The organism is Barnesiella sp. An22 (assembly GCF_002159975.1).
Lineage (GTDB): Bacteria > Bacteroidota > Bacteroidia > Bacteroidales > Barnesiellaceae > Barnesiella > Barnesiella merdigallinarum.
The window spans coordinates 37,762-62,982 of the sequence record NZ_NFJR01000001.1; the positions used below are offsets into that span (position 1 = coordinate 37,762).

Sequence of the window (25,221 nt, forward strand, 5' to 3'; positions counted from 1 at the left end):
ATAACGGAGCCCGCAGTGTGGCGGACTCCGTCATGTGATGCGTGAGGAGCGATATTATTTGATGATACCGTCGCGGCGCATGAGGGCCTCGATGGTAGGCTCGCTGCCTTTGAAGCGTTTGTAGAGGGTCATGGGGTTCTCGGCACCGCCGCGTTTCAGGATGTTGTCGCGGAACGAAGCTGCGGTAGCCGGGTCGAAGATACCGTGGGCCTTGAACACGGCAAAGGCATCGGCGTCGAGCACCTCGGCCCATTTGTATCCGTAGTATCCGGCAGCATAACCGCCCGAGAAGATGTGACCGAATTGAGGAGCGATGAGGGTTCCCTCCACGTCGGGCAACACGAGGGTTTTGGCGATGGCCTGTTTCTCGAAGGCTACAGCGTCGTCGACAGGAGCTTCGATGGTGTGGTAGGCCATGTCGAGGAAGCCGAAGGTGAGCTGACGTACGCACAGGTAGGCGGCCAGGTATTGGCTCGACTCCTTGATTTTCTCAACCAGTTCGACCGGCATCTTTTCGCCTGTCTTGTAGTGAACGGCAAAACTGTCGAGGAACTCTTTCTCGGCGAGGAAGTTCTCGTTGAACTGCGAGGGCAGCTCTACGAAGTCGCGGTATACGTTGGTACCCGAGAGGGTCGAGTAGGTAACGTCGGAGAGCAGGCCGTGCAGGGCGTGGCCAAACTCGTGCAGGAAGGTCTCCACCTCGTCGTAGGTGAGCAGGGCGGGAGCATCGGCCGTGGGGCGCGAGAAGTTCATCACGATCGTTACCTGCGGACGGCTGTCGGTTCCGTCTTCCTCTTTCCATTGCCCTTTGAATTCGGTCATCCAGGCACCGGCACGTTTGGTCTCGCGGGGGAAGAAGTCGGTGTAGATTACACCCACATAGTTACCGTCGTTGTCGGTTACCTCGAAAGCCTCGACCTCGGGGTGGTATACGGGGATTTTGGGATTTTTCGTGAAGTGCAGGCCGTAGAGGCGGGTAGCCAGACCGAATACTCCCTTGATGGTGTTGTTCACCTCGAAGTAGGGGCGCAGCATCTCGTCGTTGAGGTCGTATTTGATGTGCTTGAGTTGCTCGGAGTAGTAGCTGAAGTCCCAGGGCATGAGCGTCATGTCTTTGCCCTCTTTACCAATGGCGAAACCCTGAATCTCTTTCACCTCTTGCAGGGCGGCCGGCTTGTAGGCGTCGAGCAGTTGGTTCAGCAGATTGTACACGTTGGCGCTGTTGCCGGCCATGGTGGTTTGCAGGTTGTATTCGGCGAAGTTGGGTTTACCGAAGAGCTTGGCAATCTCGAGGCGTACCTCGGCGATACGTTTCAGGATGGGGATGTTGTTGTATTCGCCCGATTGGTTGCGCGTGTTGTAGGCGCGATAGAGTTTCTCGCGCAGGTCGCGACGCGACGAATATTTCATAAAGGCGCTGTAACTGGGGTAGGAGAGGTTGACCATGTAACCCTCTTTGCCTTTGCTCTTGGCCAGAGCGGCAGCAGCGTCGCGGGCGCTTTGGGGCAGACCTTCGAGCTCATCCTCGGTGAGCATCATCGAGAAGAGGTTGGTATCCTTCAATACGTTCTGTCCGAAGTCGAGGGTGAGTTGGCTCAACTCCGACGAGAGTTTGCGGTATTTTTCGCGGTCTTCGCCTTGCAATTCGGCTCCGCTCAGGGCAAACGACTCGTAGGTCTCCTTGAGCAGCATCTGTTGCTCGGGGGTGAGGTCGAGCTGGTCGCGACGGTCATACACGAACTTGATGCGTTCGAAGAGCTTCTCGTTCAGGCTGATGTTGTTGCTGTGCTCCGACAGCATGGGTTGTACGCGTTGCGAGATTTCCATCATCTCGTCGTTGCCCTCGGCGCTCAATACGGCAAAAAAGACGTTGGCCACGCGGTTGAGCATACGGCCGCTGCGGTCGAGTGCCTCGATGGTGTTCTCGAATGTGGGGGTCGAGCGCTGGTTCACGATGGCGTCGATCTCCTTTTGATTCTCTTCAATGGCTTTCTTGAAAGCCGGTTCGTAGTGCGACAGTTTTATCTTGTCGAACGGAACTGTTTGATGGGGCGTCTTGTAGGGCCCGAAAAAGGGGTTAGCAGCTTGTGCCATGATTGCAAAAACAGTTAAGGCTGATAATAATAAAATTTTTTTCATTACTACTGTGTTAGGTGATACAAATGGTAATTGTAACAAAGTTCACGATTTATAATCATTCTAACTAATCTTCGACCCTTAATAAATATTAAACAAATCGTTTCACCGGTTTAATTTCGCCCCGAAGGCCATTTTTATATTAGCTTTGCAGCTTATAAACAGTGCCGAATATGAAACGACGATTCTATTTTTTGGTGTGGATATATTGCTGGTTTCTCATCATGTTTGCCGTGCAAAAGCCCCTCTTCATGCTGTATCATTGGAATCTTTACGGCGACGAGCCTCTGTCGCAGTGGCTGGCGGTGATATGGCACGGCCGGGGACTCGACGCCTCGATGGCTGCCTATATTACGGCTTTGCCTGCTCTGCTCACTGCCGTTACCGTCTATTTGCGGGGCGCGTGGTGGAAACCGGTGTTCCGGGCCTACTTCGTGCTGATAGCCGCAGTGGTCTCGGCCATCACCTTGAGCGATGCGGTGCTCTACAGCTTCTGGGGATTCCGCATCGATGCTACGCCGCTCTTCTATTTGGCCTCGCCGGCCGATGCCGTGGCCAGTATCCCGGTGTGGCAAACGGTGGTGATTCTGCTTCTTATCGTGGCCTATGCCGCGCTGCTCGTGTGGCCGTTGTGGCGCTGGTCGGGTAGGGAGGCCCAATGGGAGAAACCCCGTCGTCCACACCTTTCGTTTGCGGTCTTGCTGTTGCTCACGGCGTCGTTGTTCATCCCCATACGAGGCGGCTTCACGGTCTCGACCATGAATGTGGGCAAGGCCTATTTCAGCGAGCGTATGGAGTTGAACCATGCTGCCATCAACCCGGTATTCAGTCTGATGTCGTCGCTCTCCAAGTCGGAGGATTTCTCGACACAATACCGTTTCTTCGAACCGGCCGAGGCCGATGCTCTGTTCGCACCGTTGCGGGGTGGCGGACCGTCGGTATTCCCGGCCGACTCGGCTCAATGGGTCGAGCCCGGTGCCAACGTGGTGCTGGTGGTGCTCGAGAGTTTCTCGGGAGCGGCCATGGAGAGCCTGGGCGGTCTGTCGGGGGTGATGCCCAATCTCGAGCAGATTGCCTCGGAGGGTATCCTCTTCACCCACTGCTATGCCAACAGTTTCCGTACCGACCGGGGGCTCACCTCGATTTTGAGCGGCTACCCGGCCCAGCCTACGGCCTCGATTATGAAATATCCCGCCAAGTCGCAATCGCTCCCGGCCATCTCCAAGTCGTTGCGCAATGAGGGGTACGACACCCAGTTTATCTATGGCGGCGATGCCGACTTTACCAACATGCGCTCCTACTTCATCTCGATGGGCATGAACCGTATCGTGTGCGACAGCGACTTCCCGCTGAGCCAGCGGCTGAGCAAATGGGGTGTGCCCGACCATGTGACGTTCGACGAGCTCTATCGTCTCATAGCCGAGCAGCCGGCCGATAAACCCTTTATGAAGATGTTTCTCACCCTCAGCAGCCACGAGCCGTTCGATGTGCCCATGCACCGCCTCGAGGACAAGTATCTGAACTCGGTCGCCTATACCGACAGTTGCCTCGGTGCGTTTGTATCGCGACTCAAGCAGCTCCCCGTGTGGAAGAACACCCTGCTGGTGTTCGTGGCCGATCATGCCTTCCGTTACCCCTACAACGTGCAGAATCACGACATCGACTATCACCACATACCGCTGGTGTGGGCCGGTGGAGCCGTACGCTCGCCGCGGGTAGTCGACGACTACATGTCGCAGATTGACCTGGCGGCTACGTTGCTGGCCCAGTTACATATCCCTTACGACGACTTTACCTTCAGCAAGAATCTGGCCGACCCCACGCGGGAGCGTTTTGCCTACTATACCTTCCCCGACGGGTTCGGATATGTCGACCGCGATGGCGCTGCCGTCTACGACTGTGCCGCACAGTCGGTGCTCGTCGAGCAGAACGACAGCAACGCCTTACGGTTGAAGCGGGGGAAAGCCTATTTGCAAAAACTCTACGACGACTTGGCTTCGCGATAAAACCGACACGAAATGGAAATAAGACCCACGACAATCGACGATTTGGAACAGGTGATGCCCGTGTTTGAGCAGGCCAAACGGTTCATGCGGCAGCACGGAAACCTCCACCAATGGACGGGTGGCTACCCCTCGCGCGAAATCATCCAGGCCGATATGGAGGCTGCCAGCAGCTTCGTCTGCCTCGACGACGAGGGGGCGATTGTGGGAACCTTCTGTTTCCGCTACGGTGTGGCGCCCGAGCCCACCTATGCCACCATCTACGACGGGGCCTGGCTCAACGACAAGCCCTACGGCGTGATACACCGCATCGCCTCGGCCGGTCGGGTGGGCGGTATCTTTGCCGCGGCTCTGGATTACTGTTGGGGCCATGTCGACAATATCCGCATCGATACCCATCGCGACAACCGGGTGATGCAGGAGTTGCTCGTGCGCCACGGCTTCAGCCGGTGCGGCATCATCTATCTGGCCAACGGCGACGAGCGCATCGCCTTTCAGCGGGAATTTCTTCGATAGCTTGTTGTCTAGTCCTGAATAACCGTTACAGTTATTTTAGACAAAAATAAATCATTTATCACAGTCCAGCAAGAGTCTTGCTGGACTGTTTGTTTCTGTAATTTCTAATTTTGATCTGATTCTGATGATGCATATACTCGGGCGTTTTGTATCCACAGGAGTAGTGAGGCCTAAGATTGTTATACTTATAGACAGCATCCTTTATGATGCACCTCATGTCCTGTAAAGGCAGATCAAGTTTCTCAAGCAGGAACTCCTGCTTGAGTATTCCGTTCACACGCTCTGCCACAGCATTGGAATAAGGGTCATAGGATTCTGTCATACTGGGCGTTATGCGATACCGGCTCAGCATTTTCTGGTATGCGTCGGAGCAGTATTGTATGCCGCGGTCCGAGTGATGAATCAATGGATCTCCCTTATACAGACGGTTCCTGTTTGCCATTTTCAATGCGTTCAGGGGCCCCTGCGTGTCCAATGAACCGGAGAGGCAATATCCCATGATTTTCTTCGAATATGCGTCCGTCACCAGTGAGAGATACATATGCCTGCTCCTGTTGCCTATGTAGGTGATGTCCGACACCCATATTTCCTCCGGGCGTGTCGCCTCCATATTCTCCACAAGATTCTTGTGCTTCCTGAAACGGTGATGCGAGTTGGTTGTGACATGATATGAGCGGACGGGCTTTATGAGCATGTGGTTGGCACGCAGTATGTCGAAGAGCCTGTCGCGGCCGACATGCCTTTCCCTCAGGTCTGACCGCAGGATGTGATATAGCTTCCGGGTGCCTATGCGAGGCATCTCCAGCCGGATGTCCTGCACCATCTCCACGACTTCCGTAGCCTTCTGTCGGCTCCTGCATATACTCCACTGCTGCCGGTAATATTTCTGCCTGCTTATCCCGAGCAGTCGGCAGACTCCGCTTATACTCACGGACTTCATCTCTCTGTATCGCATGACTGTTCGGGAAAGGAGTTTTTTCTTATGTCGATGTTGTATTCCTTTTCGGCGATGTCTATCATCAGATCGAAAAACTCGGCCTTCATGTCCTTCTGCTCCAGCTCCTTCTCCAGGCGGGCGTTCTTGCGTTCCAGCAGCCTCACCTTTTGCCGCAGCTCTAGAAGCTCCTGGTCCTTACTCTTTTCCATTGGCTTGCGGGATTTGTTCGAGACGTCAAAGTTACTGTATTTTTCAATCCAGCGCTTCAGTGTGTTGTTGCCCTGTATGCCATATTTGCGCTGGAGCGCCATCTGGCTTATTCCGGTGTTCTCATACTCTTGAACAACCGCCAATTTAAAGGACATGCTGTAGTCCTTTTGCGTTCGCTTAATGTACTCTCTTCCTGTCTTATCCATTTCGTTGCTCTTTTTGTTGTAACGCTATTTTAGGACTAGACCTGTAATAAAAAAAGAGAGGGGGCGGAATTTTTTCCGCCCCCTCTCTGTATGGGTGAGACCTGTCGGTTGTGGTTACTTGACGGTCAGTTTGGTCGTGATTTGGTTCTTTTCGCTGGTAATGCGCATGAGGTAGATACCCGGGGCAATACCGTTCAGCGATACGGCCCTCTGTTCGCCGGCCACGACATCGCCAGCATAAAGGTTGAGCACCTGGGCACCGTTGAGCGAGTAGAGGGCTACGGTTACCTGCTGGTCGTCGCTGGGCAACACGAAGTAGCAGCTCTCTGCAGCCGGGTTTGGATAGACCATCGAGCGGGTAGGAGCTCCGGTCTCTTCAATACCCGAGAATTCGTTGAGGCAATAGACCAGACCGTTGTAGGCATCGATTTTGCCATAACCCCACTGGTTGTTGCCTACACCGGCAATGCTGCCCGTGTAGCTGTCGGTCTTGGCCGATTTGGCGAATACTTCGCGCACCTGCTCGGGGGTGAGGGTAGGCCGGGCCTGCAACCAGGTGGCCAATACGCCCGTTACTACCGGTGCAGCCATCGAGGTGCCCTCCATCGAACCGTAGTAATAATTGGTACCGTTTACGTTGTATTGGCCTACCACGGTTGCGTAATAGTCGCTGCGGCTGGTGCTGCAGGTCGAACTGTTATACGACGATACGATCATTGTACCCGGTGCGGCTATATCGGGTTTCATACGGCCGTCGGCCGTCGGTCCGTGGCTCGAGAAGGTGGCCAGTTGGTCTACCGTCTGGTAGGATTGGTTGTACATCGAGCTGTTTCTGTGTTCGATATAGTTGCTGCTGGTGTAGGCACCTACCGAGATGATTCGTGAGCCTGTTCCACCGATTTCGCCCATGCTGGAGTCGTTGTCGCCGTTGGTAAATCCGCTTATCCCGAAGTTGGAGAACGCGGTATACGGCGTGTTGGTCCAGGCATTGACGGTACACTCTTCGGTTGCCGATACCTCGAAGCCCACATGGTAATAGCTGCTCATCGGGATTACGTTCATATCGATTGTAATGTTGCCCTTCTGGTTATTGGGGTCGGTAGCCGTGGAGACATAGACTTCGCCGTAGGTACCGGTGGGGCTGGATATCCGTTTGCTGGTGCTGGTCGCTGTCGAAAATTCGGTGGAGGTATAGACCTCTGTCTGGTTGCGGGTATCGTAAACGATAACTTTGAGCGATAAGGTCTTGTTGGCATCGCCCCAAATGTCGACGGTCGTATTTTGATTCTGACCCAGGTCGACCAGCGTTTTCATCGAAGAGTCGTCGGCAGTCAGCGTCTTTTTTACGTGTATGTTGGTCTCGGCTTCGTTACCGGCGGCACCTACCAGCAAGCGGCCTTCGCCTTGCAGCGAGTCGCAGATGCGGTCGAAGGTCGAGGTTCCGTCGTGCGGCCCGATGTGGTAACCGAGACTCATGTTGATAACACACGGTTTGCCTACCGATTCGGCATAGTCGTAGATGTACTTGATACCGTCGCTGATGCTCGTGTTGCTGCTGCTGGTATCGTAGAGGTTGTAGCTTACAAACACCAGGTCGGCGTCGGGAGCCACGCCGTAGTAACTGTTGCCGTGATAGGCTCCGGCTGCGATACCGGCCACGTGAGTGGCGTGGCAGTCGGCCATATCCTGTTTGGCCGATACGATCGACTCGGAGGTCGTATATTCCCGACCGTAGTAGTAACCCGAGGGAGGCGTACCCGTAGCGTTTTGGTTCCATACCCTCTTCACGCGCAGGTTTTCTCCGGCCGTATCGTAGAAGTTGATGTGGTTGTATTGGAAACCGCCGTCGATGATACCCACCACGACATCTTTACCCGTGTAGGCCTGGGTGAGGCCCGTACCGGCGTGCAGGGCGTCGACATTGGCGAAGGCGGCGCTGCGTACCGTGTTCATGAGTTTATGTACCGGACGTCCGATCTCGATATACTCGACCGACGGCAGTTGCGATACCGCCTCGAGTTTGTCGGCCGGAATGCGTATCGAGAGGATGGTACCGTATTGGGCATTGACGGTTACACCGTTGTCGGCCAGGCCTTCGAGGTCGTTTTCATCGTTAAGGTGGAGGAATGCCGAGACGATGGTCTGGCTATTCTCCTGGTCTACGGCATAGGTCGATTTCAGTTTGGCGCGTTGCATCGTAGGGGTCGATTCGTAACTGCGCAGAAAATTTTGAGTCGATGGCGACATCTTCTCTTCAGCGGTTGCGCCAAATTGACAGGCAAGCGCTAAGAGATAAACTGATAGTAATACTTTTTTCATCGATTTAGTTATTAAAACAATAGATAATTCGTAAAGGTTTAGTTATCGGGGACGTGCAGGCGACGATGCCTCGATATAGGTAATGCCCGGCAGGGTAACGAAGCGGGTAAGGCTTCGCAAGGGTACGGCAAAACTGTACATCGTCTCGTTGTACTTCACGCAATAGCCGCCCAGTTGGGTGAGGGCGTCGGCATCGAATTCGGCATCGGCGTGCAGAAATCCGGTGGCGAGGTATTGGCCGTTCTGGTTGCGCAGGGAGAAGCGTTGTGTCAGCAACGACGAGGGGGTATAGTCGTCGATAGTCTTGCCCGATTGTGCGAGGTCGGCTTGCCAGGCTTCCCAAAACATACGGAACGATGCAGATACGGGTAACTCCTGCGGCAGGGTGTAGTCGGTCGTCACGACCGTGTTTTCAGTCTTCGACATATTCTTGTTGGTGTGGCATCCTGCCAGGGCGATGATTGCCATCGCTGTGCATATAAATCTCCACATGGTGATAAATTTTTTATCATTAGGCGGGCAAATATAGAAATTTTTTTCTCTTCCTATTATTTTTACAACAAAAATATTATCACTTGTAAATTTTTATACACAGAATAGTAGCTATTTGGCAGGGCTGATAAGGGAAAAAGAACCAAATTTTACATTTATTGCCGTTTCAGCCGGGAGGCCAGCAGAGTATTCAGCTCCTCTTCCGAAGGGTTATTGGCCACGATGGTGCCGTCGGGGGCGATGAGGACGAAGTGGGGGATGCCTTGAATCACATACGACAGGATGGCGTCGGAGTCCCACCCCTTGGGGTCGCCCAGTTGCGGCCACGTCATCTGGTTTTCGCGCACATAGGTGAGCCAGGCTTCGCGATCGGTATCGAGCGAGATGCTCACTATCGAGAGTTGTCCGTTGCCGTATCGGCTGTACAACTGTTTCAGATAGGGAGTCTGTCGCTGGCAGGGCGGACACCACGAGGCCCAGAAGTCGAGCAGCACATACCGGCCGTGCCCTACGTATTGCGAGAGCGAGGCCATTGTTCCCTCGGGCGTTTGCAGGGTCAGGTCGGTGTAGGGCATGTCGGGGGCCACGTTTTTCAGGCGCGAGAGCATGTGCGACAGCTTCTGGATGGCCGGATTCTTTTTGAACGAGGTGGCGGCATTGGCGATGAGGCTACGTTGCTCGTCGGGCGAGAAGAGAAAGCTGTTTTGCAGAAACAGGTAGACCGAGGTCACGTTGTCGGTATTGGCCGCGATGTATTTGCGGGTCAGCCGTTCGAGCCCCTGCTGCTCTTTTTCGAAAGCCTGTTTCAGGGTGTTGAAGGTGCTGTCGGTGAGTTGTCCGGCGAGATAGTCCTTCAGGTAAAGTCGGGTAATCTCCTGTATGTGGCTGTCGAAGGTCTGACGTTGCTCCTCGTAGACTTGCAGCCGGTCGTTGAGCGGAGTGCCCGACAGGTGGGTGACCGAGTCGAATGTCACCTCGATGGTGCCGGGTTCGAGGGCGAGCAGCAGCGGGGGATATTGTGACGCCCGCTCGTCGCGGGGTACCAGTATGGCAATAGCTGGTTCTGTCTGGTCTCCTTCGAACGTAAAGGCGCCGTTTCGGACTACGGCGCTGTCGATGATTTCGAATTGTTGTCCGGTCAGCTTTTGCAGAAAGAGCGTAGTTCCGTCGGGGAGCAGTTGGGTGTGTCCCTCTATTTCGTATTTCCCGTTGCAGTTGGCCAGGCTTACCCCGATGGCGATATATCCGATCAGTCGTACTAATTTCATGGTCGTTTCATATTTCCGTTTATCTATAAACAGAAGATAATCAACAAGGTTTAGCCGACGTCGGGGATTAACAATTATCGGTCAGGCTCGACTTCTGCGGGGTGTCGGGGCGAGGGGTTTCGGTGATGAGGATTGTATGTGGAGGCCAGTCTTGGTGCATAATGGTCTCGAAGGAGATAAGGGAGGATTAGCGAAACCGTTTGAACAGACGGAATATTCGTGATACCAGTCGGAATCCCCACATGGCGCTCTCGAGCAGGGTGACACCGCCGAGCAGGTTGCTGCCGATGTATTTGGTAATTGATCGAGCTTCGGTAAAGGGCGAGATGACCTGTCGATAAGCCTCGTCGACACACTTTCGTTGTTCGGCAATAGCCGTTTTCAGGGCTTGTCGTCGAGCGGCAATCTCTTCGAGGGTAAGACCTTTGGATGGGGTTTTCGGTGTATCCATGTTATTGAGGAGTTTTGTCGTTATCTAATAGTACGCGCGAAATGAATCGGGTGATGGGGGCGAGGATGAGTTGCCGTTTGAAGATGACTACAATGGCAATGAGCACCAGGAACAGCGCACCGAGCAGGGCATAGCTGCCCACGATGCCCACGAGCGGTTCCAGCAGATAGACCAGGGCAAACGACAGGTATATGCCGGCCCCTACGGCCAGAACCAGAATGATGATAAAGAGTACCGACATGCCCAGAATGACCGAAATCTTTTCGGTGGCCGTCAGTTTGGCATAGTCGATTTGCAGGGTGAGGTATTTTTTACCTTCGTCGAATAGTCGCTTGAATGAGTTGTCGGGGGTATCGGGCATAATATAGCAGGGTTAGAGGAGATACATAAGGTATAGATACACAATGAGAGTATCAAGACTACCGAAGGTCTGTCTTGATATTCCCATTGTGGTAACGGGCGCAGTCTATTTTACGCCTTTCACTTCTTCGGCAATCTGGTCGACGAGTTGCTCCATCTCTTCTTTCTTCAGGTGGATACCCTTGTCGTGAAGCATTTTACAGATGCGAGCTCTCATGTCCGAGCCCTTTTCGGGGGCAAACAAGATGCCGGCCACAGCACCCACGGCGGCTCCGCCGAGGAATGCAAACAGTAAATTAAGACCTTTCATAATCTTTATCGTTTTTAATGTGACTATACAAAGATAACAAAGTATTTGGATTTTTGTTAGTCTGCGCGCCAAAGATTTTCGCTTTTATGAATTGTTTTACAAAAAAGTATAAAGGATAGAAGCGGGCCGAATCACGAATGGCGAAAGTTCGTATCTTTGCTTGATGCGAAGATACGATACGGCTCGGCCAAGCAAATTGTGCAAGCATCTTTGCTTGTCTCTCGCCTTTCACTATCTTTCCAGAAGATAGGATGCGGCTCGGCCAAGCAAATTGTGCAAGCATCTTTGCTTGTCTCTCGCCTTTCACTATCTTTCCAGAAGATAGGATGTGGCTCGGCAAAAAAACTCAAACAAGTTTGGCTTTTTTGCTCTCGCCTTTCACTATCTTTGCACTCACTTTGCCGGGCCGGGCGCGACCTCATGGGGCAACGCATCGGGAGGCATGTCGAAAAAGCAACAAAGGAACCAAAAGTTATTTCCGGGAACTATGTCTGAACAGTCAATCTTTATCAAAGGGGCACGCGTCAACAATCTGAAGAATATCGATATAGAGATACCTCGCAACCGCTTTATCGTCATTACGGGCCTGTCGGGCTCGGGCAAGTCGTCGCTGGCGTTCGATACGCTCTATGCCGAGGGGCAGCGGCGCTATGTCGAGAGTCTCTCGGCCTACGCCCGCCAGTTTCTGGGTCGGATGAGCAAGCCCGAGTGTGACTACATCAAGGGCATACCGCCAGCCATCGCTATCGAGCAGAAGGTCAACACCCGCAATCCGCGCTCGACGGTGGGCACCTCGACCGAGATATACGACTACCTGCGGTTGCTCTATGCCCGCATCGGCAAGACCTATTCGCCCATCTCGGGCGAACTGGTCAAGAAGCACCAGGTCGACGATGTGGTGAACTGTGCCCTCGGTTTCCCCGACGGTACCCGCTTTGCCTTGCTTACCAACCTGATTCTCCCCGAGGGGCGCGACCTGAAAACCCAGTTGCAGATATGGCAGAAGGAGGGTTTTCCGCGTGTCGAGGTCGAGGGCCGCTTCGTGGCGATAGAAGATTTGCTGGCCGGCGATACGCTGCCCGATGCGTCGAAGGTGCGCCTGGTAATCGACCGCTTGAGCGTGTCGCACGAGAACGATACCGTGAGCCGACTGGCCGACTCGGTCGAGACCGCCTTCTTCGAAGGGGGTGGGGAGTGCGTCGTACAGATGCACACGGCCGAAGGGGTGAAAGAGTTCCATTTTTCGAAACGGTTCGAGGCCGACGGCATCACCTTCAACGAGCCGAGCGACCTGATGTTCAACTTCAACAACCCCGTGGGCGCTTGTCCCGAGTGCGAAGGCTTCGGGCGGGTAATCGGTATCGACGAAGATCTGGTGGTGCCCAACAAGACCCTCTCGGTCTACGACGATGCGGTGATGTGCTGGCGGGGCGAGAAGATGAGCGAGTGGAAAAACGACCTTATCCGTCGGGCCGATTCGTTGCACTTCCCGATACATCGGCCCTACTACAAACTGACCGATCGCGAGAAAGATATATTGTGGCACGGCTCGGGCGACTTCGAGGGCATCGACGGTTTCTTTGCCATGCTCGAGGCCAATCAGTACAAGATACAATACCGGGTGATGCTCGCCCGCTATCGGGGCAAAACCATCTGTCCGGTGTGCAAGGGCAGCCGGTTGAAACCCGAGGCCGAATATGTGAAGGTGGGTGGCCGCTCCATTACCGAGCTGGTGAATCTGCCGGTAGGCGAACTGAAAGCCTTCTTCGACAACCTGCAGCTCGACGAGCACGACACGGCTATTGCCAAGCGATTGCTCACCGAAATCAAGAACCGTATCCGTTTCTTGCAGGAGGTGGGGCTCGACTACCTCACTCTCAATCGGTTGTCGTCGACTCTCTCGGGTGGTGAAAGCCAACGCATCAATCTGGCTACTTCGCTGGGCAGCAGTCTGGTAGGCTCGCTCTATATCCTCGACGAGCCCAGCATCGGCCTCCATTCGCGCGACACGCACCTGCTCATCAAGGTGCTCCGCGAGTTGCAGGAGCTGGGCAACACGGTGGTTGTGGTCGAACACGACGAGGAGATTATCCGGGCGGCCGACTACATTATCGACATCGGTCCGTTGGCCGGTCGGTTGGGCGGCGAGGTGGTCTATCAGGGCGACCTTTCGCGTCTGCCCAAGGCGACCCGCAGCTACACCATGCGCTACCTGACGGGCGAGTGCAAGATAGAGGTACCGGCCGTACGTCGCAAGTGGAACCAGTATATCGAGGTCGAAGGGGCTGCCCAGAACAACCTGAAGTCGGTCAATGTGCGGTTCCCGCTCCATGTAATGACCGTGGTTACCGGCGTGAGCGGCTCGGGCAAGTCGTCGCTCGTGCGCGATGTATTCTATCGTGGACTCTTGCGCTATTATGGCGAGGGGGGCGAGATGCCGGGAACCTACTCCCGCTTCACGGGCGATATGGACCGCATCAAGGCGGTTGAGTTTGTCGACCAGAATCCTATCGGCAAATCGACCCGTTCCAATCCCGCCACCTATTTGAAGGCGTTCGACGAGATACGCAAGCTCTTTGCCGACCAGCAGGGGGCTAAGCAGATGGGCTTTTCGCCGTCGTACTTCTCGTTCAACTCCGAGGGTGGCCGCTGCGAAGAGTGCAAGGGCGAGGGTACCATCACGGTCGAGATGCAGTTCATGGCCGACATCGTGCTGGAGTGCGAGGCTTGCCATGGCAAACGCTATAAACAAGATGTACTTGAAATCGAGTATCGGGGCAAAAACATAAGCGATGTGCTCGACATGACCATCAACCAGGCCATCGAGTTCTTCTCCGAGGTCGACGGCAGTCAGGAGAAGCGTATCGTCAAACGGCTGAAACCGTTGCAGGATGTGGGGCTGGGGTATATCAAGCTGGGGCAATCGTCATCGACCCTCTCGGGCGGTGAGAACCAGCGTGTGAAGTTGGCTTTCTTCCTCAGCAACGAACGGCAGGAGCCCACGCTCTTCATCTTCGACGAGCCCACTACGGGGCTCCATTTCCACGACATCAACACGCTGCTGAAGTCGTTCAACCAACTGATTGAGCGGGGGCACACCGTGGTGATTATCGAGCACAACATGGACGTCATCAAGTGTGCCGACCACATTATCGACCTGGGCCCCGAAGGGGGCAAGGCCGGTGGCTACGTGGTATGTACAGGCACACCCGAAGAGGTGGCCCGTTGCGAGGCCTCCTATACGGGCAGATTCCTGAAAGAGAAGTTGGCGCTTTAGCGGATGCGGTCCATGCTGCGCACCAGTTGCTCGTCTTTGTTGATGGCGCGATAGGCCAGAATGTCGAGCACGAGTGCTACGAACGGCATCACAAGATAGGCCGACCACGACGTGTGCGTAGCGGCAAGGTCGTTCTGGAAGGTGTAACCGCTCAAGAAAATGATGATGTAGAAGGTCACCATAAAGAAGGCGTTGATCATGCAGACGCGAGCCTGGTTGGGCCGGTTCTTGTACAGGAAGATGGCGACGAGCGACAGTACGGTAATGACAGCACCCAATGCCAATACACCCCACGTGGCCGTGAATACCGAGGTTTGGGCAATTGTAGCTTCGGACCCGTCCGTAGCCGGTTCGGCCATTACGGTAGATACCCCTTGCGAGGTGAAGCTGTAAAGTCCGTCGGGGGTATCGAACTGAGCGATGGGACAGAAAAGGAACGTGGCCATCAGGGCGGCGGCCAGCAGCAGGTAAATAGTTTGAATACGTTGTATCATAGCTTGTTTATATGTTTTGTTATTTGTAGAAGACAGGATGCGTCTCGGTATGAAAATCAAGCGAGCTCGTTTTTCGGTTTCCGACTTTCTCTATCTTTATGCAAAGATAATGAAAGGTGAGCGCAGAGGCAAATGGAAAACGAAGTTTTCAACATTTGTCTATGCCGAACCGACTCCTATCTTATCCAAAGATAAAAAAAGGTGAACGCAGAAAGTCAAGTTTACTTGAACTTTATGCTGAACCATATCTTATCTTCTACAAAGATAGTGTAAAGCCATTGTAGAAACAAATTTTGAAAGATTGAGATTTTGCAGATAACTCTCTTTAAGGAGGAAAGTGTATTCGAGCATGCGGGTATGTGCCGCAAGGTAAGGGCAATAGGAAAATGATTTTTCCCGGCACACTATTTGCAAGTTAAGTTTGTTATATTGGAGAAAGCTCCTTAATTTTACTACGGATTTAGAATAGAACAGATGATTACGACCGAGATTGAAAAACAGCGACACGAAATATATGGACTGTTGGCCGAGCGCCGTTTGAAGGATGCCTTTGGCAAGCTGGCCGTTCTGGTGAACGAATTGCAAGATTGGATCAGCCGTGACAAACTCAACGAGATGGAGATGTCGTACAAGTATATGATACAGTACATGCTCGACGGAGTGGAAGATCCTGAGCGCAAACGTATCTACGACCACCTGGTGGTGTCGGCCTATATGCTCACCGACCGCGTGTCCGACGAACTGGTTGCCCGGGTCTCTCCGTCCCAGTATTACGGTTGGCGCCGCTATGTGAAAGCCAGTAGGGCCAACGAGACTCTGGCCTCGCAGTGCGACCGATGTGACCAGGCGCTCAACGACCTGTCGCTGGCCTCGCTGCTGAGCGAGCAGGAACGCGATGCCGCCAAAATCAAATCGTTGAAGCATCGGGTCGAGGATGAAGCCGGCACGCTCTTTATGGATGTGTGGACCAACTATCCGGCACGAGAGGAGGATTATTCCACCTTGCGCGAGGCGCTTTATGCCAATCGTTTCCCCGACGACCTGGTGTCGCTGCTGATTTCGGCCCTGTTGCTGAATCTGCTGCATCGGTTCGACGAGGAGAAACTGCTTCTTCTCCTCGACGGTTATCGGCACATCTCGCCCGAGATACAGTTGCGTTCACTCTGTGCCGCCCTCATGGTGATGTATATCTATCGCGAGCGGTTGCCGCTCTTTCCGAGTGTGCAGCATCGCATCGACGCCTTGAGCGAGGAGCCTCGTTTCAAGAACGACGTGCGCACGGTCTTTCTGCAACTGATTAAAACCCAGGAGACCGAGAAGATTACCCGCAAGATGACCGAGGAGCTGCTCCCCGAGATGATGAAATTGGGCCCGTCGCTCTATAAGAAAATCAAACAGGAGGACTTGATGAACGACATCAATGCGCTCGAGGAGAATCCCGAGTGGCAGGATATGCTCGACAAGACGGGCATTGCCGACAAACTGAAAGAGTTGACCGACCTGCAGATGGAGGGGGCCGATGTCTTTATGAGCACCTTCTCGCATTTGAAGAGCTTCCCCTTCTTCCAGTCGATACAAAACTGGTTCATGCCCTTCAATCCCGACCACACGGCTCTCTCGGGTCTGCTCGAGGGGCAGGGGGGCGCCATGTTCAAGAAGATGCTTTCGGCTTCGTCGCTCTTGTGCAACTCCGACAAGTATTCGTTCTGCCTCAGTCTGTCGCAAGTGCCCGAGTCGCAACGTCAGTTGATGATGGGGCAGTTTGGGGCCGAGAACGCCGCCGTGCAGGAGATGGCCAACCAGGAGCTGATGAAGAAGGAACTGAGTCGCGAGAATATCTCGAACCGGTACATTCAGGATTTGTATCGCTTCTTCAAACTCTATATCCGTCGGTCGGAGTTTACCGACCCCTTTGCCGGACACATCAACCTGCTGCATGTCTCTACGCTCGAGTCGCTGTTGAGCGGGCAGGAGAGCCTGCGGCTCATCGGCGAATATTATTTCCGTCGCGGGTATTACGACGATGCGCTCGAACTCTTCGAACGGCTCTCGGCTACCTATCACTCCGATGCCGAGATATACCAGAAGATAGGGTTCTGCTACCAGAAGCAGGGCGACTATGCCGAGGCGCTCGAGGCCTTCCTCAAGGCCGAGATTATCGCCCCCGACAACTTCTGGACCATCCGGCGCATTGCTACCTGCTACCGTAATCTGAAGAAGCCCGAGATGGCCCTCTCGTATTACCATCGGGCCGAAAAGATACAGCCCGACAATCTGTCGGTGCAGATGAACATAGGCCATTGCTATGTCGAGCAGAAAGATTATGAGGAGGCTCTGAAGTATTACTTCAAGGTCGACTATCTCGACCCCGACGGCGGGAAGGCCTGGCAACCCATTGCCTGGTGCTCGTTCCTGGTGGGGAAGAAGGATCAGGCGCGCCGCTATTACGAGAAGATTCTGGCCGGGAAGCCCACGGCACTCGACTATCTCAATGCCGGGCATGTGGAGTTTTCGCTGGGTCATATCCGGCAGGCCATCGATTACTATCGCCGCAGCATCGAGCTCGACGGGGGCGATACCGCCAAGTTTATGGCCAACTTCAAGCAGGATGTGCCCGATCTCGTAGCCTCGGGCATTGCCGCGAGTGATATACCCATTTTGCTCGACCAGCTGATGTATGGCATTACCGATACCCATTAAAGGTTGTCGGGTAGAAAGAGCTGGGGAATGCTGCCGGTATCTCAGATTGTAGAGTATTCTCTTTTTGATGTATAGCTTGAGAGAAGATGGAGTGTGAAAAGTCCGTTTTCATTTGTCTCTGCTCTCACCTTTTCCTATCTTTGAATAAGATAGGGGCGGTTCGGCATAGCCAAAAGATGAAAACTTTGTTTTCTTTTTGTCTCTGCTCTCACCTTTTACTATCTTTGCGCCCTTGTACAGAAGAGAATAAATGGATATGAAACGAATTGTATGTTTGTTGCTTTTCTGGGCTGCCCTTTCGCATCTGCCCATGTGGGGAGCGTCGCTCACCGACTATCGTGAAAAATTGTACAACCTGTTTATCGAGCAGAAGATTCCGCAGTGGAGTGGGGTGTTGTCGCAAATGAGTGCCGACAAATCGTGCGAGACCCTTGACGGGCGGCACGAAATCTTGTGCGGATATTACGGTCTGGTAGGCCATCTGGTCGACAAGAAACGCAAGACCGAAGCCCAATCGAATCTGAAAACGGCCTTGGCTCTGGCCGAGAAGTATCAGAAACTCTACCCGCACGATGCCCGTTTCAAGGCATTGTATGCCAATCTGCTGGGCCTTAAGATAGCGCTTTCGCCCTTGAAGGCTACCACTTTGGCTTCCGATATGTTATCGTCGGCCCGTGAGGCCTACAAGATGGCTCCCGACGACAGTTGGGTCTCCATATTATACGGTAATATTCTTTTTTATATGCCGGGCATGTTTGGTGGCGACAAGGCGCAGGGGTTGAGTTGCTATCAGCACGCCCGCCAGGGGATGGAGAAGAATCTCTCGGCCAACTCTCACAACTGGCTCTATGTGCAACTGCTGGTGACTATCGGTGTCGTCAACGAGAAGAACGAACATTACGAGCAGGCGTTGGCCATGTATAAGAACATCATGAACAAATACCCCAATTATGCCTTTGTGCGCGATGTCCTCTATCCGCGTGCACAGAAAGCTATGCGGGAGAAAAAATAGGCTATGAACGATTATATGCAGGTGCGGCTCGAGGTAGAGCCGTGTAGCGAGGTGGCTACCGATGTGCTGGCCGCCATGTTGGGCGAGATTGGTTACGAGAGTTTTGTTCCCGACGAGACGGGTGTGACGGCTTTTGTTCCGCAGGGTACCTACGACGAGCCACAGCTCGAAGCGGTGCTGGCCCAGTTCCCGCTCGAGGGGGTAAAGGTGACTCGGCAGACAACCTTTGTGCCGGGTCAAGACTGGAACGAAGAGTGGGAGAAACACTACTTCAAACCCATTGTCGTGGGCGACGAGTGTGTGATACACAGCACTTTTCACAAAGATGTGCCCCAGGCTCGCTACGATGTGCTCATCGACCCGAAAATGGCATTCGGCACGGGGCATCACGAGACTACGACCCTCATGTTGCAGGCCATATTGGCTACCGACTTTACCGGTTGCTCGGTGCTCGATATGGGGTGTGGAACCGCCGTGTTGGCTATCCTGGCCGGCATGAAGGGGGCTTCGCCGGTGGTCGCTGTCGACATCGACGAGTTTGCCACTGAAAATGCCCAGGAGAATGTGCGCTTGAACGGAGAGCCCGACATCGAGGTGCGTCTGGGTGGTATCGAGGTACTGAAGCAAGAGACCTTCGACTTTATCTTTGCCAACATCAACCGCAACATTCTGCTGTCCGACATGCATGCCTATGCAGAACGAATGAAGAGTGGGTCGCATCTCTTTATGAGTGGATTTTATGTTGAAGATATTCCGGCCATCCGGTCCGAGGCCGAGCGTCTGGGGCTGCGGTTTGCAGGTCATGCCGAGAAAAACCGGTGGGCCCGGGTCGAATGTGTGAAAGATTGACGAGCGATGATGCGTAAGATTTGGCGTTGGACAAAACGGCTTGTGTTGTTTTTCTTTCTCTCGACCATCATTGTCGTGCTGCTGTATCGGTTTGTCCCCGTGTATGTAACCCCTTTGATGGTTATCCGCACGGTCGAGCAACTGGTCGATGGGAAGAAGGTCGAGTGGCACCACCGGTGGGTACCTATCGAGAAGATGTCGCGCTATATGCCCATGGCGGTGATTGCCTCGGAAGACAATCGCTTTATGACCCATCACGGATTCGACTTCGAGGAGCTGCGAAAAGTTATCGAGGAGAACAAGCACCGCAAGCGTCCGCGGGGAGCCAGCACCATCACGCAGCAGACAGCCAAGAATGTGTTCCTCTGGCCCGGTCACTCCTATGTGCGCAAAGGGTTTGAAGCTTATTTCACCGTACTTATCGAGCTCTTCTGGGGGAAGGAGCGTATCATGGAAGTCTATCTCAACTCCATAGAGACCGGCAAGGGCATTTATGGGGTAGAGGCGGTCGCGCAGCAGCATTTCCACAAAACGGCTGCTCGGCTCACTCGGTCGCAATGTGCACTGATTGCCGCTACGTTGCCCAATCCGCGGCGGTTCAATTCGGCTGCGCCGTCGGGGTATATGTTGCGCCGGCAGGCACAAATCGTGTCGTTGATGGGGAAGATAGCACCTGTCGATTTTACACACTAAAATCGGTAGAAGCAAAAATCGTTTTGCAAGTTATAAGTGGATTGGATGGGGGGGCTAATAGGAATGGTTTTGTTCCAACTCTTGTTGCAGTATTTCGATTCTTTTCCGGTAATTGTTGATAAGGTTTTGCAGCAGTTCGATCTCTTGCTGTTTCGATTCGTAAATAGCACTCTTTTTGTTTACTGATTTTGTGATGTTTTTATATAATTTAAGGGGTTCGTCGGCGGTTGCAGCCCCGTTCCCCTCGTCGAAGACATACTGGTTAGGACTAATAAAATAGGCCTCCCGGCTCTCGTCGCAATTGATAAAAGTAAAGAAATCGGTGATGGGTAGATTCCAATGATTGGCAATGGTGAGCAATACATTGATGTTCATGTTGCCACCTCTTACGGCTTTGCCTATGGTATTCTTGTCCAGCCCCAGTTCTTTAGCGGCCTCTTTGTAGGTAATCCCTTTCTGGTGCAAGAATTTTCGCAGCAGATCTCCAGTATAAACAAGTTTCTTACCCTCTTTCATATGGACACGGAGTGTAAACAGTTAAATCCTATTCGAACCTATTATGTTGGTTTGTATTCTACTAATATACAAAAAAAATCGACAACTGCGTGGTGACGGTAGTTCTGGCGGGTAACCAGGGGGTGAGACCGCAATACGAAGCCGGTTTGTCCCAAAGGTAGGGGCGTTCATAAAAATTACAGAAAAAATTCTTTATTTCAAACTATTTGTACTACTTTTGTTCTCAGATGTCTGGTGCAAGTATTTTGTGCCGGGCCTATTTTGTGAATAATCCAATCCAATAGTTTGGCTTAAACAACTTAACTAATAACAACTATGGCAGAAAGTAAAGAAAAACTGTTTGACCAGTTCCCTCCGGTCTCCACACAAGAATGGAAAGACAAGGTTATCGCCGACCTGAAAGGAGCTGATTTTGACAAAAAGCTCGTATGGAGGACAAACGAAGGGTTTAACGTAAACCCCATGTATCGTGCCGAAGACATTGCGAACCTGCACACGACCGATTCGCTTCCCGGTGAATATCCTTACGTGCGTGGCACTCGTACCGACAACAACTGGCTGGTACGTCAGGACATCAAAGTGACCGATGTCAAAGAGGCCAACGCCAAGGCTCTGGACATCCTGACGAAGGGTGTCGAGTCGCTGGGCTTTGAGCTCCCGAAAGATTTGATTTCGGTAGAGAATATGGAAACTTTGCTGCATGGTATCGAGTTGGAGAAAGTCGAGTTGAACTTCTCCTCTTGCATGAAAAGCACAGTGAAACTTGCCGAAACGGTAGCCGCCTATTTGAAAAAGAGTGGAGCCGACCTTTCGAAAGTTTCGGGTTCTATCCGATTCAATCCGTTTAAGCGCATGTTGACCAAAGGCCGCGACTTTGCCGACTATGCCGATGAGGCCGTTGCCGTAATCGAAGCCGTGAAAGAGTTGCCGCTCTTCAGAGTGCTGGCTGTCGATGCCGTGATGCTGAACAATGCCGGTTCGTTCATTTCGCAGGAGCTGGGTTTCGCCCTGGCTTGGGGTAACGAATGGTTGGCCGCTCTTACCGAGAAAGGTCTCTCGGTCGATGAGGTTGCCAATCGAATCAAATTCAACTTCGGCATCTCGTCCAACTACTTCATGGAGTTGGCCAAGTTCCGTGCCGCCCGCATGTTGTGGGCTCAGATTGTAAAACAATACAATCCCGCTTGCGACTGTGCCTGCAAGATGAAGGCTCATGCTCAGACTTCGGAATTCAACCAAACCGTATTCGATGCTTATGTCAATCTGCTCCGCTCGCAAACCGAGACCATGTCGGCTGCTTTGGCTGGTGTAGATTCGATTACGACCACTCCCTTCGATAAAGCCTACAAGGAGCCCGATGAATTTTCGGAGCGTATCGCCCGCAACCAGCAACTGTTGCTCAAGGAGGAGTCGCATATCAACCGCATTGCCGACCCGGGAGCCGGCTCGTACTATGTAGAGACCCTCACCGTGTCGATTGCCGAGCAGGCTTGGAAACTCTTCCTCGAAGTAGAGGAGAAGGGCGGTTTCTACAAAGCCGTGAAAGAGGGCTTTGTTCAAAATCAGGTCAACGCTTCGGCCGAGACCCGTCACACCAATGTGGCTCGCCGCAAAGAGATTCTGTTGGGTACCAACCAATATCCCAACTTCAACGAGGTAGCCGGCGACAAGATTGCCAAAGGCGAGGCTTGTGGCTGCGGTTGCAGCAAACACGAAGGCGAGCACCATTGCGAACCCGAATTCCCGGTACTGAATACCAAACGTGCCGCCAGCGATTTCGAAGCCTTGCGCCTGGCTACCGAGCACTCGGGCAAGCGTCCGTCGGTATTCATGCTTACCATCGGCAACTTGGCCATGCGTCTGGCCCGTTCGCAATTCTCGGCCAACTTCTTTGCTTGTGCCGGATACAAGATTATCGACAACCTCGGTTTCGAAACTGTACAAGCCGGTATCGATGCCGCCCTCGAAGCTAAAGCCGATATAGTGGTACTTTGCTCGAGCGACGACGAATATGCCCAATATGCCCCCGAAGCCTTCAAGCTGCTCGACGGCCGTGCGCTCTTCGTCGTAGCCGGTGCCCCCGCTTGTATGGACGATTTGAAAGCTCAGGGTATTACCGAGTTTATCCACGTACGTTCCAACGTGCTTGATACGTTGAGATCGTTTAACGAGAAACTCTCGATTTAAAAGTCGTACAATTTTGTATCACTCAAAGAAAAACAGAAAACTATGAGACCTAATTTCAAGAACATAGATATTACAAAGGATGCTTTCGCTCACTCGGCAGGGAAAGTAGCCAGCGAGGGTGAAAACTGGATAACCCCGGAACAGATCCCCGTAAAACCCATTTATACCAAAGAAGACCTCGAGGGTCTTGAACACCTCAACTACGTAGCCGGTATTCCGCCCTTCCTGCGTGGCCCGTACAGCGGCATGTATGCGATTCGTCCCTGGACTATCCGTCAGTATGCCGGTTTCTCCACCGCCGAAGAATCCAACGCATTCTATCGTCGTAACCTGGCTTCGGGTCAGAAAGGTCTTTCGGTAGCATTCGACCTCCCTACACACCGCGGATACGATGCCGATCACGAGCGTGTAGTAGGCGACGTAGGTAAAGCCGGTGTTTCCATCTGCTCGCTCGAGGATATGAAGGTGCTCTTCGACGGTATCCCCTTGAACAAGATGTCGGTGTCGATGACCATGAACGGTGCCGTGTTGCCCATTCTGGCCTTCTACATCAACGCCGGTCTGGAGCAGGGTGCCAAACTCGAAGAGATGGCCGGTACCATCCAGAACGATATCCTCAAGGAGTTCATGGTGCGTAACACCTATATCTATCCGCCCGAATTTTCGATGCGAATCATTGCCGATATCTTCGAGTTCACGTCGCAATACATGCCCAAGTTCAACTCGATTTCAATTTCGGGTTACCACATGCAAGAGGCCGGTGCCACGGCCGACATCGAGCTGGCCTACACGTTGGCCGACGGTCTCGAGTACCTGCGCGCCGGTATCAATGCCGGTATGGACATCGACTCGTTTGCACCGCGTTTGTCGTTCTTCTGGGCTATCGGTATGAACTTCTTCATGGAGATTGCCAAGATGCGTGCCGCCCGTATGTTGTGGGCCAAGATTGTAAAACAGTTCAATCCCAAGAACCCCAAATCGCTGGCTCTGCGTACGCACTCGCAAACTTCGGGTTGGTCGCTCACCGAGCAAGACCCCTTCAACAACGTAGGCCGTACCTGTATCGAGGCCATGGGCGCCGCTCTGGGTCACACCCAGTCGTTGCACACCAACGCCCTCGACGAGGCCATCGCATTGCCTACCGACTTCTCGGCCCGTATCGCCCGTAATACTCAGATTTATATTCAGGAAGAGACCTACATTACCAAAGAAATCGACCCGTGGGCCGGTTCGTACTATGTAGAGGCTCTGACCAACGAGCTCGCTCACAAGGCTTGGGAACACATTCAGGAAATCGAGAAGCTGGGCGGTATGGCCAAGGCTATCGAGACCGGTATCCCCAAACTCCGTATCGAGGAGGCTGCCGCTCGTACACAGGCTCGTATCGACTCGGGCAAACAGACTATCGTGGGTGTGAACAAATATCGTCTCGAGAAAGAGGCTCCCATCGACATCCTCGAGGTGGACAACACCGCCGTGCGTAAAGAGCAGATTGAGCGCTTGCAATACCTGAAGTCGCACCGCGACAACGAGGCCGTACAAGCTGCCCTCGATGCCATTACCGAGTGCGTGAAGACCAAACAGGGCAACTTGCTCGACCTGGCCGTGAAAGCCGCCAAGGTGCGCGCTACGTTGGGCGAAATCTCCTACGCTTGCGAAAAAGTGGTAGGTCGTTATAAAGCAGTAATCAGAACTATTTCAGGCGTGTATTCTTCAGAAACCAAAAAAGATGCCGATTTCGTTCGGGCAACGGAATTGTGCGAAAAATTTGCCAAGAAAGAGGGCCGTCAACCGCGTATCATGATTGCGAAGATGGGACAGGATGGTCACGACCGTGGTGCCAAGGTGGTAGCTACGGGATATGCCGACTGTGGCTTCGACGTAGATATGGGCCCGTTGTTCCAGACTCCGGCCGAGGCTGCTCGCCAGGCTGTCGAGAACGACGTGCATGTGCTGGGCGTCTCTTCACTGGCTGCCGGTCACAAGACTTTGATTCCGCAGGTAATCGAGGAGTTGAAGAAACTGGGTCGTGAAGATATTGTAGTCATTGCCGGTGGTGTAATTCCTCCCCAGGATTACGACTTCCTTTACAAGGCCGGTGTGGCAGCTATCTTCGGTCCCGGTACTTCGGTAGCCAAGGCTGCTTGTCAGATTCTCGAAATTCTTCTCGACGAATAATTCTTTTGCAGAAGATATTGTTTCAGGGCAAGGCGCACCCGCAATGGGAGTGCCTTGCTTTTTTATTTGAAAAAATAATATAAAATAATTGTATGTAATTCGAAAAA

At 53.1% G+C, this 25,221-nt stretch carries 21 protein-coding genes; 9 read left to right on the forward strand and 12 right to left on the reverse strand.

Going from position 1 to position 25,221, the window contains the following annotated elements; translation table 11 throughout:
* Nucleotides 1–54: 54 nt before the first annotated feature.
* Nucleotides 55–2,139, reverse strand: coding sequence for a M3 family metallopeptidase (locus tag B5F38_RS00190; RefSeq protein WP_087407302.1), 2,085 nt, complete (start codon nt 2,137–2,139; stop codon nt 55–57).
* Between the two features lie 170 nt (nt 2,140–2,309).
* Here B5F38_RS00190 and B5F38_RS00195 point away from each other — a divergent pair, with 170 nt between their 5' ends.
* Complete coding sequence (locus tag B5F38_RS00195) at nt 2,310–4,142, forward strand: LTA synthase family protein (protein WP_087407303.1); 1,833 nt, start codon at nt 2,310–2,312, stop codon at nt 4,140–4,142.
* A 12-nt stretch (nt 4,143–4,154) separates the two neighbouring features.
* Nucleotides 4,155–4,655, forward strand: a complete 501-nt coding sequence (locus B5F38_RS00200; protein ID WP_087407304.1) for a GNAT family N-acetyltransferase — start codon at nt 4,155–4,157, stop codon at nt 4,653–4,655.
* Nucleotides 4,656–4,713: 58 nt separating this feature from the next.
* On the opposite strand, the gene B5F38_RS00205 is transcribed toward B5F38_RS00200, so the two are convergent.
* The 9 genes from B5F38_RS00205 to B5F38_RS00245 form a co-directional block, all read right to left on the reverse strand.
* A complete protein-coding gene (locus B5F38_RS00205) occupies nt 4,714–5,610 on the reverse strand; it encodes an IS3 family transposase (protein WP_087407305.1) in 897 nt (298 codons plus the stop codon).
* Nucleotides 5,592–6,008 carry a transposase gene (locus B5F38_RS14470; RefSeq protein ID WP_087407306.1) on the reverse strand — a complete coding sequence of 139 codons (417 nt, stop codon included), beginning with the start codon at nt 6,006–6,008 and terminating at the stop codon, nt 5,592–5,594. Before B5F38_RS14470 ends, B5F38_RS00205 begins: the two co-directional genes overlap by 19 nt.
* 114 nt (nt 6,009–6,122) lie before the next feature.
* A complete protein-coding gene (locus B5F38_RS00215) occupies nt 6,123–8,327 on the reverse strand; it encodes a S8 family peptidase (RefSeq protein ID WP_087407307.1) in 2,205 nt (734 codons plus the stop codon).
* 42 nt (nt 8,328–8,369) lie between these two features.
* On the reverse strand, nt 8,370–8,819 hold the full coding sequence (locus tag B5F38_RS00220) for a hypothetical protein (RefSeq protein ID WP_143240865.1): 450 nt from the start codon (nt 8,817–8,819) through the stop codon (nt 8,370–8,372).
* Between the two features lie 155 nt (nt 8,820–8,974).
* Nucleotides 8,975–10,087, reverse strand: a complete 1,113-nt coding sequence (locus B5F38_RS00225; RefSeq protein ID WP_087407309.1) for a TlpA disulfide reductase family protein — start codon at nt 10,085–10,087, stop codon at nt 8,975–8,977.
* Nucleotides 10,088–10,274: 187 nt separating this feature from the next.
* Nucleotides 10,275–10,538 carry a hypothetical protein gene (locus B5F38_RS00230; RefSeq protein WP_087407310.1) on the reverse strand — a complete coding sequence of 88 codons (264 nt, stop codon included), beginning with the start codon at nt 10,536–10,538 and terminating at the stop codon, nt 10,275–10,277.
* A 1-nt stretch (nt 10,539) separates the two neighbouring features.
* Complete coding sequence (locus tag B5F38_RS00235; protein ID WP_087407311.1) at nt 10,540–10,899, reverse strand: phage holin family protein; 360 nt, start codon at nt 10,897–10,899, stop codon at nt 10,540–10,542.
* 105 nt (nt 10,900–11,004) lie between these two features.
* Nucleotides 11,005–11,208, reverse strand: a complete 204-nt coding sequence (locus tag B5F38_RS00240; RefSeq protein WP_087407312.1) for a YtxH domain-containing protein — start codon at nt 11,206–11,208, stop codon at nt 11,005–11,007.
* A complete protein-coding gene (locus tag B5F38_RS00245) occupies nt 11,195–11,491 on the reverse strand; it encodes a hypothetical protein (RefSeq protein WP_143240866.1) in 297 nt (98 codons plus the stop codon). Before B5F38_RS00245 ends, B5F38_RS00240 begins: the two co-directional genes overlap by 14 nt.
* Nucleotides 11,492–11,695: 204 nt before the next feature.
* On the opposite strand from B5F38_RS00245, the gene uvrA reads away from it, so the two are divergent.
* Nucleotides 11,696–14,485: an excinuclease ABC subunit UvrA gene (uvrA, locus tag B5F38_RS00250; RefSeq protein WP_087407314.1), complete on the forward strand. Its 2,790-nt coding sequence runs from the start codon at nt 11,696–11,698 to the stop codon at nt 14,483–14,485.
* On the opposite strand, the gene B5F38_RS00255 is transcribed toward uvrA, so the two are convergent.
* Nucleotides 14,482–14,979, reverse strand: coding sequence for a DUF4293 domain-containing protein (locus B5F38_RS00255; RefSeq protein ID WP_087407315.1), 498 nt, complete (start codon nt 14,977–14,979; stop codon nt 14,482–14,484). The genes uvrA and B5F38_RS00255 overlap by 4 nt on opposite strands.
* A gap of 474 nt (nt 14,980–15,453) precedes the next feature.
* Between B5F38_RS00255 and B5F38_RS00260 the strand changes: the two genes are divergently transcribed.
* From B5F38_RS00260 to mtgA, 4 genes are all read left to right on the forward strand, one after another.
* Nucleotides 15,454–17,679, forward strand: a complete 2,226-nt coding sequence (locus B5F38_RS00260; RefSeq protein WP_087407316.1) for a tetratricopeptide repeat protein — start codon at nt 15,454–15,456, stop codon at nt 17,677–17,679.
* 256 nt (nt 17,680–17,935) lie between these two features.
* Nucleotides 17,936–18,691 (forward strand): hypothetical protein, encoded by a 756-nt coding sequence (locus tag B5F38_RS00265; RefSeq protein WP_162611663.1) that lies wholly within the window; start codon nt 17,936–17,938, stop codon nt 18,689–18,691.
* Between the two features lie 3 nt (nt 18,692–18,694).
* Nucleotides 18,695–19,540, forward strand: coding sequence for a 50S ribosomal protein L11 methyltransferase (prmA, locus tag B5F38_RS00270; RefSeq protein WP_087407318.1), 846 nt, complete (start codon nt 18,695–18,697; stop codon nt 19,538–19,540).
* 6 nt (nt 19,541–19,546) lie between these two features.
* Nucleotides 19,547–20,233 carry a monofunctional biosynthetic peptidoglycan transglycosylase gene (mtgA, locus tag B5F38_RS00275; RefSeq protein ID WP_087407319.1) on the forward strand — a complete coding sequence of 229 codons (687 nt, stop codon included), beginning with the start codon at nt 19,547–19,549 and terminating at the stop codon, nt 20,231–20,233.
* 54 nt (nt 20,234–20,287) lie between these two features.
* On the opposite strand, the gene B5F38_RS00280 is transcribed toward mtgA, so the two are convergent.
* On the reverse strand, nt 20,288–20,749 hold the full coding sequence (locus tag B5F38_RS00280) for a helix-turn-helix transcriptional regulator (RefSeq protein WP_087407320.1): 462 nt from the start codon (nt 20,747–20,749) through the stop codon (nt 20,288–20,290).
* A 315-nt stretch (nt 20,750–21,064) separates the two neighbouring features.
* Here B5F38_RS00280 and mutA point away from each other — a divergent pair, with 315 nt between their 5' ends.
* Entirely contained in the window at nt 21,065–22,936 is a 1,872-nt protein-coding gene (mutA, locus tag B5F38_RS00285; RefSeq protein ID WP_087407321.1) for a methylmalonyl-CoA mutase small subunit, read from the forward strand.
* 42 nt (nt 22,937–22,978) lie between these two features.
* Complete coding sequence (scpA, locus tag B5F38_RS00290; protein ID WP_087407322.1) at nt 22,979–25,114, forward strand: methylmalonyl-CoA mutase; 2,136 nt, start codon at nt 22,979–22,981, stop codon at nt 25,112–25,114.
* The last annotated feature ends 107 nt before the right edge of the window (nt 25,115–25,221 follow it).

Coding starts and splice junctions, on each gene's coding strand:
- B5F38_RS00190 (WP_087407302.1), bottom strand. CDS start 2,139: ATGAAAAAAATTTTATTATTATCAGCCTTAACTGTTTTTGCAATCATG.
- B5F38_RS00195 (WP_087407303.1), top strand. CDS start 2,310: ATGAAACGACGATTCTATTTTTTGGTGTGGATATATTGCTGGTTTCTC.
- B5F38_RS00200 (WP_087407304.1), top strand. CDS start 4,155: ATGGAAATAAGACCCACGACAATCGACGATTTGGAACAGGTGATGCCC.
- B5F38_RS00205 (WP_087407305.1), bottom strand. CDS start 5,610: ATGCGATACAGAGAGATGAAGTCCGTGAGTATAAGCGGAGTCTGCCGA.
- B5F38_RS14470 (WP_087407306.1), bottom strand. CDS start 6,008: ATGGATAAGACAGGAAGAGAGTACATTAAGCGAACGCAAAAGGACTAC.
- B5F38_RS00215 (WP_087407307.1), bottom strand. CDS start 8,327: ATGAAAAAAGTATTACTATCAGTTTATCTCTTAGCGCTTGCCTGTCAA.
- B5F38_RS00220 (WP_143240865.1), bottom strand. CDS start 8,819: ATGTGGAGATTTATATGCACAGCGATGGCAATCATCGCCCTGGCAGGA.
- B5F38_RS00225 (WP_087407309.1), bottom strand. CDS start 10,087: ATGAAATTAGTACGACTGATCGGATATATCGCCATCGGGGTAAGCCTG.
- B5F38_RS00230 (WP_087407310.1), bottom strand. CDS start 10,538: ATGGATACACCGAAAACCCCATCCAAAGGTCTTACCCTCGAAGAGATT.
- B5F38_RS00235 (WP_087407311.1), bottom strand. CDS start 10,899: ATGCCCGATACCCCCGACAACTCATTCAAGCGACTATTCGACGAAGGT.
- B5F38_RS00240 (WP_087407312.1), bottom strand. CDS start 11,208: ATGAAAGGTCTTAATTTACTGTTTGCATTCCTCGGCGGAGCCGCCGTG.
- B5F38_RS00245 (WP_143240866.1), bottom strand. CDS start 11,491: ATGCTTGCACAATTTGCTTGGCCGAGCCGCATCCTATCTTCTGGAAAG.
- uvrA (WP_087407314.1), top strand. CDS start 11,696: ATGTCTGAACAGTCAATCTTTATCAAAGGGGCACGCGTCAACAATCTG.
- B5F38_RS00255 (WP_087407315.1), bottom strand. CDS start 14,979: ATGATACAACGTATTCAAACTATTTACCTGCTGCTGGCCGCCGCCCTG.
- B5F38_RS00260 (WP_087407316.1), top strand. CDS start 15,454: ATGATTACGACCGAGATTGAAAAACAGCGACACGAAATATATGGACTG.
- B5F38_RS00265 (WP_162611663.1), top strand. CDS start 17,936: ATGAAACGAATTGTATGTTTGTTGCTTTTCTGGGCTGCCCTTTCGCAT.
- prmA (WP_087407318.1), top strand. CDS start 18,695: ATGAACGATTATATGCAGGTGCGGCTCGAGGTAGAGCCGTGTAGCGAG.
- mtgA (WP_087407319.1), top strand. CDS start 19,547: ATGATGCGTAAGATTTGGCGTTGGACAAAACGGCTTGTGTTGTTTTTC.
- B5F38_RS00280 (WP_087407320.1), bottom strand. CDS start 20,749: ATGAAAGAGGGTAAGAAACTTGTTTATACTGGAGATCTGCTGCGAAAA.
- mutA (WP_087407321.1), top strand. CDS start 21,065: ATGGCAGAAAGTAAAGAAAAACTGTTTGACCAGTTCCCTCCGGTCTCC.
- scpA (WP_087407322.1), top strand. CDS start 22,979: ATGAGACCTAATTTCAAGAACATAGATATTACAAAGGATGCTTTCGCT.